This is a genomic window from Agromyces sp. NPDC058484, assembly GCF_042720415.1.
In the GTDB taxonomy this organism is placed as follows: domain Bacteria; phylum Actinomycetota; class Actinomycetes; order Actinomycetales; family Microbacteriaceae; genus Agromyces.
Genome location: NZ_JBHXMP010000015.1, coordinates 86942 through 99401 on the forward strand (window position 1 = coordinate 86942; position 12460 = coordinate 99401).

The following is a 12460-nucleotide window of genomic DNA, read 5'->3' on the forward strand; positions in this document are numbered from 1 at the left end:
GTTACGACACGTCCCTGCGCCAGGTCGTCAGGCCGCCGATGATCGCCGCGACTGCGCCGATGGCGAACAGCACGAGCCCGCCCTGCCACCATTCGAGCGACTCGGGTGAGCCCATCGCGGCGATGGTGTAGAACGATGCCCCGACCAATGCGTCGCTCGCGGCGCCCGGCAGGAACTGCCCGATGTTCGCCGTGACGTCGTTCAGGGACGCCGCCAGCCGCAGGATGGGCTCGATGAACTGCGTGAACGCGATGACGATCACGATCGCCGCGACCTGGTTCGGCACGAGCGCGCCGAGGCCGACGCCGACGGCGCCCCACAGCGCCATCGCGAGCACGCCGCGGCCGATGAGTGCCCACGTGTCGCTCGAGCCGAGTTCGGTGTCGAGGCCGAACGCCGCGAGGGCGGCCGCGCCGGTGGCGACCGACGTGGCGAAGGCGACGGCACCGAGGCCCGCGCCGACGATGAGCTGAGAACCGAACTTGGCGCTGAGCACGTTCGACCGGCGCGGCTCCGCGAGGAACGTGGGCGTCAGCGTCTTGTGCCGGAACTCCCCGGTCACGGCGAGGGCACCGAGCAGCACCGGGAACACGTAGCCGATCGACGAGGCGAAGCTGTAGAGCAGCGGTGCCAGCGGCATCCCGGTCGGCAGCGGGGCCTGGCCGGCGCCGGCCGCGGCATCGGGATTCCCGACCGCCCAGCCGAGGAACGCGCCGAACCCGCCCGCCATGAATGCGACGTAGGCGACGAGCAGGATGGCGAGCAGCCACCACATGCGCGTCGTGAAGACCTTCGAGAACTCTGCGGCGGTCGCGCGGAAGAACGACATCACTCCGCACCTCCGCCCACGAGCGCGAGGAACGAGTCCTCGAGTCCGGTGGTCATCCGGTGCAGCGCGACGAGTTCGACGCCGCCGACGAACGCCGCGTGGCCGACGAGCGCGGGATCGGGCTCGTCGACGATGAACCCGTGGGAGTTCTCGGCGTAGGAGAGCCTCGCGGCATCCAGAGCGGCAGCGAGTCGCAGCCGGTCGGGCGAGTCGACCACCGTGCGGGGCGCGATGTCGGCCTCGAGGCTTGCGAGCGTGCCGCTCTTGACCAGTCGGCCCTTCGAGATGATGACGACGTCGTCGACGCTCTGCTGCACCTCGCTGAGCAGGTGCGAGCTCACGAGCACGGTGCGGCCTTCGGCGGCGAGTGCCCGCATGAACCCACGGATCCACTTGATGCCCTCGGGGTCGAGCCCGTTGACCGGCTCATCGAGCACGAAGACGCCGGGGTCGCCGAGCAGGGTGAAGGCGAGCGCGAGGCGTTGCCGCATGCCGAGCGAGAACCCGCCGACGCGCCGGTTCGCGTACTGGCCGATGCCGACCTGGTCGAGCACGACGGGCACGCGCGAGGCGGGGATGCCGGCCGCAGTGGCATAGACGCTGAGGTGGTTGCGGGCGGTGCGGCCCGGGTGGAAGCTCGCGTCCAGCGAGGCGCCCACGGTTGCGAGCGGTCGCGGCAGGTCGCGGTACGTGGTGCCCGCAAAGGTCGCGCCGCCCGCGGTCGCGCGCTCGAGGCCGAGCAGCACCCGCAGGGTCGTGGTCTTGCCGGCGCCGTTCGGGCCCAGGAACCCGGTGACCCGGCCCGGTTGCACGGTGAAGCTGAGATCGTCGACGGCCGTCACCGGCCCGAATCGCTTGCTCAGTCCGGTGATCTCGATGGGGATGCCGCTCGGCATGCACACTCCTTACCTGTTGGGGATGGGCCCGGGCTCACGGCCACCCTAGCCAGCGATGCGTGCCAGGGGCGTCCGTCGTGCGAGGGATCTTGAAGGCCGTCATCAAGCGATGAGCTGCTGTCGGATCGGTAGAATCGAGCCAACAACGAGAATGTTATCACGCTGAGAATGGTGGAACGGATGCCTTCATCGCTTCGCCTGGCCGATGTCGTCATGCATCCCGTTCGGATGCGCATCATCCAGCAGCTCGGCGGTCGCGACCTCACCACCGCTGAGCTCCGAGCCGCGCTTCCCGACGTCGCCCAGGCCACGCTCTATCGGCACGTCGCCGCGCTGGTCGACGCCGAGATCGTCGCCGTCGCCGAAGAGCGCCGCGTGCGAGGCGCCGTCGAACGCACGCTCACCCTCGGCCCGCGCATGGCGCAGGTCGAGGCGCCCGAACTCCGTGCCATGGAGTCGGAGGACCTGCAGCGGTTCTTCGTCACCTTCCTCGCCCACCTCGGCCGGGATTTCGACCGGTTCGCCGGCGCCGTGAACGCGGCCGACCTTCGCGAATACCTGGGATTCGGCCAAGCGCCCCTCTACGTCTCGACCGCCGATCTCGCCACGATCCAGGAGGGCCTCGCCGCGCTCCTCGGCCCGTACCTCACCGACCCGGGCGAAGGCAAGCAGCGCGTCGTGCTCTCGACGACGCTCCTGCCCGACCCGGACCCCGGTTGATGCCGCAAAGCGTCATCGAGGTGCACGAGGGGGCCACCCGTGGGCTCCACCATCTTCAGTGGCATACCTTGAAAGGGATGGACGACGTCAGTACCGCGGCTCCGCGCTCCCGCACCCGGTTGACGCTCGCCACCGTGCTCTGCTGGGTGCCACCGGCGATCGCAATCGTGTTCACCGTGATCTGGGGGCGGCTTCTCAGTGTCGACCTTCCGACGCGGTGGAACGGAGACGAGATCGTCTCGACCATGCCCGGCTGGCTCGTCGCCCTCGGCGCGATCGTGATCGGTGGGGGGTGCAGCATGCTCGCGACGTCGGCGCTACGGAACGCAGATGCGTCGCCCGCCGCCGTCATCTTCAGCGCGGGGTTCGCCGCCGTCGCCACCGGCGTGTGGATATTCGTCGGCAGCGCGTCTGTGGCGGACGACGCCGACCCTCGCATCAGCCCGCTTGCACTGATCAGCCCGCTGCTCGTGTTGTGGGGATTGCTTCCGTGGGCGCTCGGCAGGGCTCGCCGACGCGCATCCGTGGAAGTGTGATGCGCAACGTCGGGCGGGGAACGTACGGATTCACCGGCGGTGGAGGATCCGCGCGTTCGCCGTCGGGCTCGGGGTGGGCACGATCAGGTTGTGGATCGGCCTGTTCATCGCTACCGGTCTTCTGCCGTTCGAGTCGAGCTTCGCCCCGGCCTCTGGCTTGGTCTCTCCATGCACGTGATCGCCGGTGAGCTGTGGGCTGTGGTGGCGGCCCGACGCCGACGGGCTGCCGCGAACGGCAGCGGCGCACTCCGCGGTCGGGTAGATCGGTCGCGCCTCACGCCCGGGCCGCGGGGCGCGAGCGGATGCCGTTTCACAGCGCCTTATTCCATCGAGATTGGAGCATCGCCAACCATTTGCGAGGAACAGCCGCAATAGCGGCAGCGGTCACTCGCTTTGATTCTCTCTCAAGGTCAGGATGACCTGCCCTGCCCGGCATCCCGGCGAGGATCAATGGGTCACCGTCCCGTGTGGTGCTGGGCGACTGGCGATAACGCAAAGGTAACGCCTCCTTGCTACGTTCGACCGAATCGGACCGGACGGGGTCCGATGCGTCAAGACGAGGGGGGAACGGGAATGTCTGAAGACGACGATGTCTATCTGCGAGCGAATGCTGAGGCGAACGAGGCTTTCGGAGCCCTGTTCAAGATCGTGAATGGAAAGGTGGACGAGGGGGAAAGTCAACTTTCAATCCTCGATGTCGCCCGCAGTGCCGGGCTCGAGATCGACGAGCGGGTCCTCGCCGAGCTGAAACTGCCCGACTTCGTCCCCGTGCATCCCTTCCTTCGCCCGGAGGTCTACTTCCCGTGGCGCCCGTTGTGGTGCTGGTGGTGGCACTACCGATATCCCTACTACCGGTGCTGCCACTGGTGGTGGAACCGGTGCCACTGGTGGGCTGACTAGCGCGCCATCGGTCGACCACGTTGCGGTACCCCGTTTCAGGTCCGAGACCGACCGGGGCTTCCGTGGTCATCAACGGCCATTCACCCGGTGGCCCGCCAGCCGACGCCGAAGGTCGTGATCGCGCTCTGGGCTTCGGAGACATCAACGCGAAAGCGCTCAACGACGAGGAGGGCGCGAGATGTGGCGGATCAGGAAGACGGAGCTGGTGCTGGGCGTTACCGCCAGCACTATCCTGCTGTTGACGGCCTGCCAAGGTCCGCCGGTGACCCGCGACACCGGCGACACCACCGCGCCTGAGCTATCGCTGACGGTCACTGCTGCGAAGCAAGTGGACACGGGTTTGTTGAGCATCACCGGGCAGAAGAACGTCGAGCTCACGATGCCGGGAGGAACCATCGCGGTGAAGGCCGAGGACCCAGGAGGCGTGAGCTACGTCGAACTCTGGATGACGATCGGGGAGACCTGCCCGATCGGGGATGACCTCAGTCAGAAGGACGGCCCCGGGCTCCGCGACGGAAAGCCGATGGCACGAGCGGAGGGGGAGGTGACAGACATGCAGGCTCCCAGCAGCCTGACCGTCGGCTACGACATCAACACCTTGGCCTTCCAGCCCGGCTGCATCTACAGCTTCGACGTTTGGGGGAAGGCGGCCAATGCGGCCACGACGCCTGTGATGGGGACGTCCCCAACCAGCAGTCTAATCCTGCGTACGTAACGGACCTCGGGTCCGTCAGTTCTCGTGCTCAACGGGTGCGAGTTTGTCCAGGTTCGCCGTGCAGGCGTCGGTGGTTGAACGAGTCGATGTACTTGGCGGCGATCTCTACGTCGCCGACGTGCTTCTAGCCGCCCTTGAGCGCATGGCGGGGTCGGATGCACTCGGCTTTGAAGAGCGAGCTGAAAGGCTTCGGCCATCGCGTGGCCTCCGCTCAGTGTTCGCTGTCTGTCACTTCCGGGAATCGGTTGATGGCCGCGCGAAATTGCCACTCCGCCCAGACCAATCCGACCATCTTTCCGAGTAGCGTTGCGGTGAATAGTACGAGACCTGCGCCCCACCACGTCGGAGGACTGGCCCATTCCATCTGGTTCGGGTCTAGCAGTGCCCTACCGGCGAGCAGGACGGCACCGGCGACCAAGAACACTGCGCCGGTCTCACAGCCGCAGGCGTGGAGGCCACGGTTGATGGCTCGTTCGGTCCGACGGAGAGCTTCTTCTTCTGCGCCGGGGATGACTAGTGTGACCCGCTCTACGCCACGACGTGCGCGCCGGTTGGTGAGGGTATGGAGTTCGGTTGGGTTTTCGATGATGATGTCCATCAGATCTTCCTCACGGTGATCCTTACGGCAACAGGGATGCTGCGCCGTCGGTGGTGATCCAATCCCATGTAGTAAGAGCATCGTCGTGTGTGAAGCGCGGTTCACCGCCGAGCAGAAGGTATTCAAGGAGCACATCAAGCGTCACGTCTGGATCCTTCTTGTACATGATCTCGTTGAAACTACGGGTGCCGCCGGAACGGTTCGTGTGGCTGAGGCCCCAATAGTGGCCCAGCTCATGAACCAAGACCCAGAGGAATCCCCAGGCGGGCGCACGATTCCGATAGGTAACTCCGCTCTTTCGTGCGTCCCTCACCGACGGGCGGAACCACGATGCGAGACCGAACAGTTCCTTGCCGTCACTGTCGAGGACGTAGTGGAAATGGCTTATGGCAGGGATTCTCGACAGATCGTCGTCGACGCCTGTGCGACCCATCTGTTCGAACAGGCTTTGTTGGACGGCATCACCGGGCCCTGCGGGGGGACGCTCCTCGCCCACGTTGAGTGGCAAATGATCGGGTGACGTGGCCTTAAGCTCGCCGATCGAATAGAAGAGCTGGACGCCCAGATGAGCCGCCTTGCGTTGTGCTGTCTCCAGATGCACGCGGAACAGGTCGCGCGTAATGGGGAAGACGTGAAACTCGGGCGTTGAGCCGGGTCCGTCGTTGAGGAACGTTTCAAGGTCGGCATAAGAGACCCGAAGGTCTGTTCCGGCGTAGACGACCTCGCCGTCGGGCTCATTTAGGGCACCGTCGCAGTCCGAAAGATAGCCAGCGAGAGCGTACAGGTCGATGATCCCTGCCTCATGGAGTGCTCGGAGATCCGGTTCGCGGTCGTCCGAACCCAAGTAGAGGCGTCGGGCGTCAGCGTGGAAGGGTAGTCCCATCGGGGCTGCTCCGATGCCGACGGAGTCGATAGAGCGGGTGGCTCGTTCGCTGCCCTGACCAAAAGCCGTGTTGATGGCGTCGGTGATGACCTTCTCGAGGCGCATGCGGTCGACGGTGTCACGCACGCCACCCGCGCCTGCACCCAGAACGCGCACAAGCAGGAGTATCGCGGCCAGCCATGGGAACCAGATGACAAGCAGTGCGGCGAATCCTGTGGTCAAGAGCGCGCGGCCAATCGCCGTTCCCAGATCGATGAGGCCGCGGATCACATCACAAAGGTTGAGATTAAGAATGCCCTGGATGATGGCGCCAAGGGCGCCCACTGCGTCCTTGATGACGGATATCCATCCGCGGATGAGTCCGACGATCCCTTTGACAAAGCCCAGGATCACGCCCAGCCATCCCATCGACGCCGCCAACGAATCGAGCAGATCCTCGAGGTCTTGCAGGATCCCGATCACGTCATCGATCAGTATTCCGATGAAGTCGAAGATCTCTCCGACCACGTCGACGACAATCGGCCAGAGGTCACGGAAGGACTTGAGTGCTTCGAGCGGATCTGTGAATAGGCAGACAAGAAAACTGACAAACCAGCCGATTACCCGCAGAACAAACTTGATGATGATGCCGACCACAAAGGTGACTACTTGGCACACGATGGTAACGACCCACTTGACGACCGTCACAACCACCCACACGATCACCTTGACGATGACCATGACGAGTTCGCAGAACCAACGCAGCGGGTTCCACCACGGCAGCTTCTTGCAGAGCTTCTCCTGTCGCGATTCCCACCGCTCGATAGGCTTGCTGATCTTCTCTTCGACCCACTGCCGTACTTCCTGGCACTTCTTTCGTGCCTCCGTAATGAACGCAGTGACTGGTACCAAGACATTCCTGGTGATCCAGGTTCGGACCCTCTTGCAAGCGGACACTCTCTCGGCCTCCCGATATGAGCCGAATTCGGGTCATCTCGTGTGCCTTTTGTACGTCCCGTCCGTTACTTGGGCGTTACCGGCTCCAAAGGGCCGGCCGAGACCGTGTCCAGTTTGGGCGCTACGGGTACATGAAGAGACGCCGACCTGAACTCGGGAACATGCGATACACGCCGCCGGTCGTGTGACTCCCCAGACGGCGCGACTCGAGCGGGTTGCGTTTCAGGTGAGCGCGGCCGCGAGCCCCTCGAGCAGCCGGTCGACGTCGGACTCATCCGTGTACGGGGCGAGGCCGACCCGCAGGCCGCCGTCGTCGCCGAGTCCGAGGCGCCGCGACGCCTCGAGCGCGTAGAAATTTCCCGACGGGGCGAGTACCTTGCCGGCGGCGAGGGCCTTCGTGATGTCGGATGCCGCGTGGCCGGTGAACGTGGCGAGCAGCGTCGGCGTACGCCGCGACGCCCGCGACCATAGCGTCACGCCGGGCAGGTCGGCGAGTCCCTCCTCGAGTCGCGCGCGCAGCCCCTCCTCGTGTTCGTGGAGGGCGGTGTACGACGCGACCAGCCGGTCGCGGCGCGAGTGCGCGGCATGCGTGCCGTCCGCGGCATCCGCCTCGCCCGAGGGAGCCGCGGCCTCCGAGAGCCCCGAGAGCACGTCGACGGCCGCGGTGACACCGGCGAGCAGCTCGTAGGGCAGCGTGCCGAACTCGAAGCGCTCGGGCACGGCGTTCGTCGCGGGGAGCAGCTTGTCGGGCGCGATCGTCTCGAGCAGTTCGGGACGCGCGACCAGCACGCCGCAGTGCGGGCCGAGGAACTTGTACGGCGAGCACGTGAAGAAGTCGGCGCCGAGCCCGGCCACATCGGGCAGCTCGTGCGCCGTGTAGTGCACGCCGTCGACGTAGAGCAGTGCGCCGGCGTCGTGCACGGCCGCGGCGATCGCAGCCACGTCTGGCATCGTGCCGATGAGGTTCGAGGCGGCGGTCACGGCGACCAGCCGGGTGCGCTCCGACAGCACGGCAGCGACCGCCTCGGTCGCGAGCTCGCCCGTCTCGGGGTCGAAGTCGACCCAGCGCACGGTCGCGCCGACATGCTCGGCGGCCTGCACCCACGGCCTGACGTTCGAGTCGTGGTCGAGCCGGGTGACGACGAGTTCGTCGCCCGGGCCCCACGCCCGCGAGAGGTGGCGTGAGAAGTCGTAGGTGAGCTGCGTCGCGCTGCGGCCGTGCACGATGCCGCGCGGATGCCCGTTCACGAGGTCGGCCATCGCGAGCCGGAACCCGTGCACCGCGGCTTCGGCCCGCTCCTCGGACACGCCGATGGTGCCGCGGTTCGACAGCGGACCGGTGAGCACGGATGCCACGGCGTCGCCCACCGCCCGTGGGGTCTGCGTGCCGCCCGGCCCGTCGAACTGCGCCCACCCGCTCTCGAGCGACGGGAACTCCGAACGGATGCGCGCGACGTCGTAGGCCATGACGGGAAGCCTACCGACGGCCCGGCGGTTGGCACCTTGATCGCCTCGGAAACATTGCACGTTGCCCGATTGACGCGGTCGGCCCGTTCGGGCCAGCCTGAAGGAGAGGCGAAATCATGCCCACCATCAGCAGCCGAGTCTCAAGGAGCCATTGCCGTGTCAGCATCGCCACACGAGACGTTGATCCGCGACTACATCGAGGCCGTGTTCAACCGGCATGAGCTCGACGATCTGGGATCGTACTGGATCGAAGACCTGTCGTCCCACTGGCTGGGTCAGCAGACCCTGCACGGACTCCGCGCGTGGCGGGCGGCGATGACGGACTTCTTCACCGCGTTTCCGGATCTCACGTACACCCTCGATGAGCTGTTCTTCGCCGGCGACCGCGGCGTGTGGCGGGGCCACTGGCGCGGCACCCAGCACGGTGACTGGGCCGGGATCGCCGCGTCCGGCAAAGCGGCGGAATGGACCGTCATCATCATCGGCCGCTTCGCCGACGGCAGGCTCGCGGAGGACTGGGTGGAGTACGACCGGCTCGGGCTCTACCGGCAACTCGGCGTCATCCCGCTCAGCGGATGACCCACGGCTGGGGCCCGGCGCCAGACCGATACCCACGCCGAGCACGGGTTTCGACCGACGCCGGCCGCTTCGCCCGGGATACCATGCATCACATGAACGGGGCGGGGGCCGCGGCATCCGACACGGCACTGCGATCTGCGACGCGGCGCCGGTACTCGGTCAACGCCGCCCTCGACGGCTTCTTCTTCGTGTTCGCCGGGCTTGCCGCGATCTGGCTCGCGTGGCTGCTGTTCAGCGAGTCGTTCACGTTCGGCTGGTGGGGCATCCTCGGACTCATCCTGTTCTGGGCGGTGCTCGCGTACCTGGTGCTGCCCCGACTGCACCGGATTCTCACGACGATCTACGTGCCCGACTACTTCATCGGCAGGGCACGCACGAGCGACGGCCTGCTCGGCGATCCGGTGAACCTCGCCGTGCGCGGCGACGCGCGACAGCTGCACGCGGCGATGCTCCAGGCCGGCTGGACCCGGGCCGACGAGATCACGGCGCGTTCATCCTGGCGCATCATCACGTCGACCCTGACCCGCCGCAGCTACGACGAGGCGCCCGTGAGCCCGCTCTTCCTCTTCGGTCGGCAGCAGGATGCCGCCTACCAGCAGGAGGTGGCGGGCAATCCCGCCAAGCGACATCATGTGCGGTTCTGGCGCTGCCCCGAGGGGTGGCTGCTCCCCGGCGGGTATCGCGTGGACTGGCTCGCCGCAGGAACCTTCGACCGCGCCGTGGGCTTCTCGCTCTTCACCCTGCAGATCACGCACAAGATCGACACCGACACCGACGTGGAACGCGACCACATCGTGGCGACGCTCCGTGATGCCGACCCCGCGGTCGAGGTCGAGGAGATCCGTGACTTCTCGACCGGCTACCACTCGCGCAACGGCGGCGGTGACACCATCCGCACCGACGGCGACCTGCCGGTGATCGATGTGCGAGCGATGCCCGTCACCGCCATCGAGGCGACGGATGCCGCGGAGCCGGTGTCATGACCGACAAGCGCTCCGCGTTCGAGTCGCCGACGGTGCTCGTCGCACCGGTGCCTGTGGACCCCGCGATGCGCCGGCCGGCAGCGACGAGCGTCGGGGCGGCGCTCGTCGTGTTGCGGGTGCTCGCCGGCGTGCTGTGGCTCGCGGCGCTGGCGTTCCAGTGGCGTGGCATCCTCGCGGGCGGGGTCGGGGATTCCGGCCTCGAGATGTCGAGCGAGGACCTCGAGGCGGCCGCCGATGGCGCACTCGCGCTGGTGCTCGTCGCCGGCGGTGTCGTGCTGTCGGTGGAGCTCGTGCTCGCCGTGCTCATCTGGTTCGGCCTCAACTGGCCGCGCATCGTGGTGATGGTGTTCGCGACGCTCAGCATCGGCGGGTCGTTCGTGACCTGGTGGGCGGGCGACCAGGAGATCACGTTGCAGACCACCCTCCTCACGCTCTCGCTCGACATCCTCGTGATGCTCGCGCTCTCGAGTCGCGCCGCCCGCGCGTACGCGCGACGGCCGCGGCCCGCGCGTCACGCGTAACCCGGCTGCGGGTCGCTCCGCTGAGCCGCCGGGGTCGGGCACCGGGCAGCCCCGCACGACGCACAGAGCACGAACTCGGCGTCGCACGCGGCATCCGTGCAGTTGACGGTGCGGTTCGTGCCGGCGCCGCAACCCGTGCACACGCCGATCACCGCGGCGTGGTCGCTGAAGTCGATCGAGCCGCGCCCGTCGAAGACGTAGAGCGAGCCCTGCCACAGGCCGTCGTCGCCGAAGCGCTCGCCGTATCGCACGATGCCGCCCTCGAGCTGGTACACCTCGCCGAAGCCGCGGCTCGCCATCAGGCTCGAGAGCACCTCGCAACGGATGCCGCCGGTGCAGTACGTCACGACGGGCCTGCCCTTCAGCTCGTCGAACTCGCCCGAGTCGAGGAGTTCGACGAAGTCGCGCGTCGTCTCGACATCGGGCATCACGGCGCCGCGGAATCGCCCGATCATCGCCTCGAGCGCGTTGCGCCCGTCGAAGAAGACCACGTCGTCGCCGCGTTCGGCGACGAGTGCGTGCAGCGCGTCGGGCGTGAGCCTCGTGCCGCCGCCGACCACGCCACGGTCGTCGACGCGCAGCTCGCCGGGCGCTCCGAACGAGACGATCTCGTCGCGCACCTTCACGCTGAGCTTCGGGAAGTCGAGGCTCTCGCCGGCGTCGTCGAGGCCGGTGCCCTCGCTCCACTTGAAGTCGATGTGCCGGAACGCGGGGTAGTCGCGTGTCTTGCGCACGTAGCGCTTCAGTGCGCCCATCTCGCCGCCGAGGGTGCCGTTCAGGCCGTGCTCCGACACGAGGATGCGCCCGCGGAGTCCGAGCGAGGAGGCGAGGTCGCGCTGCCACAGCCGCACCGCGTCGGGGTCGGCGAGCGGGGTGAAGGCGTAGTAGAGGAGGATCTTGGCGACGGCCACCCCCAGATCTTACGGGCAGACGCAGATTCCACGAGCGGATGCCACGTGCTCGCCGTGTGCCGGCGCGCGTAGGCTGGCGGCATCCGCCGAGGAGGGTCGCGATGCTCGACTTCGATCCGTACGCGCTGCTCCAGCAGCTGAAGCCGATGGGCACGTTCTCGCTCACGAGCGACGACGTGCGACACGGACACGAGCTCGCACGCCCGCAGTGGGGCGCCGCGGCCGGCGGTCGCGACGCGTCGCCGCAGCTGCGCTGGTCGGGCTTCCCGCCCGGCACGGTCAGCTTCGCGGTCACCTGCTTCGACCCCGACGCACCGAGCGCATCGGGCTGGTGGCACTGGCTGGTCGCGAACATCCCGGCCACGGTGACGAGCCTCGACACGGATGCCGGCGCCGCACGCGGCGCCAAGCTCCCCGCCGGCGCGCTCACGTTGCCCAACGACGATCGCGAGCGGCGGTACGCGGGGCCGACGCCGCCTCGGGGCACCGGCGTGCACCGGTATTTCTTCGTCGTGACGGCGCTCAACGTGCCGAGTGTCGCCGTCCCGCCGGACGCCGCACCGGCCGTGCTCGGCATGCGTCTGCACTTCCACGGCATCGCCCGCGGCATCCTGATCGGCACCGCGTCAGGCGACTGATCGCTGCCGGACGCCGGTGGCTCACATCGCCGCAGCTGCGCGGGTGCCTCGCCCGGCGCCGCAACAGCGGTGTTGCCTCGCGCGACGTTGCAACTCCGCGGGTGCCTCGCGCGGCGCCACAACACCGCGGTGCCTCGCACAGCGCCGCAACGTCGCGGGTGCCTCGCACAGCGCCGCAACTTCGCGGGTGCCTCGCGCGGCGCGGCAACTCCGCGGTTGCCTCGCGCGGCGCGGCAACGTCGCGGGTGCCTCGCACAGCGCCGCAACGTCGCGGGTGCCTCGCGCGGCGCGGCAACTTCGCGGGTGCCTCGCACAGCGCCGCAACTTCGCGGGTGCCTCGCACAGCGC

Annotated in this window: 14 protein-coding genes; 8 read left to right on the top strand and 6 right to left on the bottom strand. The window is 67.6% G+C overall.

Features of this window, described 5'->3' with window-relative positions:
- Window position 1: 1 nt before the first annotated feature.
- Both ACFWN7_RS13120 and ACFWN7_RS13125 read right to left on the bottom strand, forming a co-directional pair.
- On the bottom strand, window positions 2-829 hold the full coding sequence (locus tag ACFWN7_RS13120; protein WP_376939255.1) for an ABC transporter permease: 828 nt from the start codon (window positions 827-829) through the stop codon (window positions 2-4).
- Complete coding sequence (locus ACFWN7_RS13125; RefSeq protein ID WP_376939256.1) at window positions 829-1725, bottom strand: ATP-binding cassette domain-containing protein; 897 nt, start codon at window positions 1723-1725, stop codon at window positions 829-831. The genes ACFWN7_RS13120 and ACFWN7_RS13125 overlap by 1 nt, the downstream gene beginning before the upstream one ends.
- 180 nt (window positions 1726-1905) lie before the next feature.
- On the opposite strand from ACFWN7_RS13125, the gene ACFWN7_RS13130 reads away from it, so the two are divergent.
- The 4 genes from ACFWN7_RS13130 to ACFWN7_RS13145 all read left to right on the top strand — a co-directional run bounded on the left by ACFWN7_RS13130 (window position 1906) and on the right by ACFWN7_RS13145 (window position 4596).
- Window positions 1906-2445 (top strand): helix-turn-helix domain-containing protein, encoded by a 540-nt coding sequence (locus ACFWN7_RS13130; protein ID WP_376939257.1) that lies wholly within the window; start codon window positions 1906-1908, stop codon window positions 2443-2445.
- Window positions 2446-2522: 77 nt separating this feature from the next.
- On the top strand, window positions 2523-2981 hold the full coding sequence (locus tag ACFWN7_RS13135; RefSeq protein WP_376939258.1) for a hypothetical protein: 459 nt from the start codon (window positions 2523-2525) through the stop codon (window positions 2979-2981).
- 573 nt (window positions 2982-3554) lie between these two features.
- Window positions 3555-3881 (top strand): hypothetical protein, encoded by a 327-nt coding sequence (locus ACFWN7_RS13140; RefSeq protein ID WP_376939259.1) that lies wholly within the window; start codon window positions 3555-3557, stop codon window positions 3879-3881.
- Window positions 3882-4059: 178 nt separating this feature from the next.
- A complete protein-coding gene (locus ACFWN7_RS13145) occupies window positions 4060-4596 on the top strand; it encodes a hypothetical protein (RefSeq protein ID WP_376939260.1) in 537 nt (178 codons plus the stop codon).
- A gap of 211 nt (window positions 4597-4807) precedes the next feature.
- Here ACFWN7_RS13145 and ACFWN7_RS13150 read toward each other — a convergent pair whose 3' ends face one another.
- The 3 genes from ACFWN7_RS13150 to ACFWN7_RS13160 all read right to left on the bottom strand — a co-directional run bounded on the left by ACFWN7_RS13150 (window position 4808) and on the right by ACFWN7_RS13160 (window position 8480).
- A complete protein-coding gene (locus ACFWN7_RS13150) occupies window positions 4808-5194 on the bottom strand; it encodes a hypothetical protein (RefSeq protein ID WP_376939261.1) in 387 nt (128 codons plus the stop codon).
- Window positions 5195-5216: 22 nt separating this feature from the next.
- Window positions 5217-6968 (bottom strand): hypothetical protein, encoded by a 1752-nt coding sequence (locus ACFWN7_RS13155; protein ID WP_376939262.1) that lies wholly within the window; start codon window positions 6966-6968, stop codon window positions 5217-5219.
- 267 nt (window positions 6969-7235) lie between these two features.
- On the bottom strand, window positions 7236-8480 hold the full coding sequence (locus ACFWN7_RS13160; protein WP_376939263.1) for a cysteine desulfurase-like protein: 1245 nt from the start codon (window positions 8478-8480) through the stop codon (window positions 7236-7238).
- 156 nt (window positions 8481-8636) lie between these two features.
- On the opposite strand from ACFWN7_RS13160, the gene ACFWN7_RS13165 reads away from it, so the two are divergent.
- From ACFWN7_RS13165 to ACFWN7_RS13175, 3 genes are all read left to right on the top strand, one after another.
- Window positions 8637-9059: an ester cyclase gene (locus ACFWN7_RS13165; RefSeq protein ID WP_376939264.1), complete on the top strand. Its 423-nt coding sequence runs from the start codon at window positions 8637-8639 to the stop codon at window positions 9057-9059.
- Window positions 9060-9151: 92 nt separating this feature from the next.
- A complete protein-coding gene (locus ACFWN7_RS13170) occupies window positions 9152-10042 on the top strand; it encodes an LssY C-terminal domain-containing protein (protein ID WP_376939265.1) in 891 nt (296 codons plus the stop codon).
- Window positions 10039-10563, top strand: a complete 525-nt coding sequence (locus tag ACFWN7_RS13175) for a hypothetical protein (RefSeq protein WP_376939266.1) — start codon at window positions 10039-10041, stop codon at window positions 10561-10563. The genes ACFWN7_RS13170 and ACFWN7_RS13175 overlap by 4 nt, the downstream gene beginning before the upstream one ends.
- Here ACFWN7_RS13175 and ACFWN7_RS13180 read toward each other — a convergent pair.
- Window positions 10554-11474 carry a rhodanese-related sulfurtransferase gene (locus ACFWN7_RS13180; protein ID WP_376939267.1) on the bottom strand — a complete coding sequence of 307 codons (921 nt, stop codon included), beginning with the start codon at window positions 11472-11474 and terminating at the stop codon, window positions 10554-10556. The two genes, ACFWN7_RS13175 and ACFWN7_RS13180, sit on opposite strands and share 10 nt — an antisense overlap.
- A 101-nt stretch (window positions 11475-11575) precedes the next feature.
- Here ACFWN7_RS13180 and ACFWN7_RS13185 point away from each other — a divergent pair, with 101 nt between their 5' ends.
- Entirely contained in the window at window positions 11576-12112 is a 537-nt protein-coding gene (locus tag ACFWN7_RS13185) for a YbhB/YbcL family Raf kinase inhibitor-like protein (protein WP_376939268.1), read from the top strand.
- Window positions 12113-12460: the final 348 nt, after the last annotated feature.

Bases quoted from the DNA above. Each gene is read 5' to 3' on its own strand.
- ACFWN7_RS13120 (WP_376939255.1), bottom strand. From the start codon at position 829: ATGTCGTTCTTCCGCGCGACCGCCGCAGAGTTCTCGAAGGTCTTCACG.
- ACFWN7_RS13125 (WP_376939256.1), bottom strand. From the start codon at position 1,725: ATGCCGAGCGGCATCCCCATCGAGATCACCGGACTGAGCAAGCGATTC.
- ACFWN7_RS13130 (WP_376939257.1), top strand. From the start codon at position 1,906: ATGCCTTCATCGCTTCGCCTGGCCGATGTCGTCATGCATCCCGTTCGG.
- ACFWN7_RS13135 (WP_376939258.1), top strand. From the start codon at position 2,523: ATGGACGACGTCAGTACCGCGGCTCCGCGCTCCCGCACCCGGTTGACG.
- ACFWN7_RS13140 (WP_376939259.1), top strand. From the start codon at position 3,555: ATGTCTGAAGACGACGATGTCTATCTGCGAGCGAATGCTGAGGCGAAC.
- ACFWN7_RS13145 (WP_376939260.1), top strand. From the start codon at position 4,060: ATGTGGCGGATCAGGAAGACGGAGCTGGTGCTGGGCGTTACCGCCAGC.
- ACFWN7_RS13150 (WP_376939261.1), bottom strand. From the start codon at position 5,194: ATGGACATCATCATCGAAAACCCAACCGAACTCCATACCCTCACCAAC.
- ACFWN7_RS13160 (WP_376939263.1), bottom strand. From the start codon at position 8,480: ATGGCCTACGACGTCGCGCGCATCCGTTCGGAGTTCCCGTCGCTCGAG.
- ACFWN7_RS13170 (WP_376939265.1), top strand. From the start codon at position 9,152: ATGAACGGGGCGGGGGCCGCGGCATCCGACACGGCACTGCGATCTGCG.
- ACFWN7_RS13175 (WP_376939266.1), top strand. From the start codon at position 10,039: ATGACCGACAAGCGCTCCGCGTTCGAGTCGCCGACGGTGCTCGTCGCA.
- ACFWN7_RS13185 (WP_376939268.1), top strand. From the start codon at position 11,576: ATGCTCGACTTCGATCCGTACGCGCTGCTCCAGCAGCTGAAGCCGATG.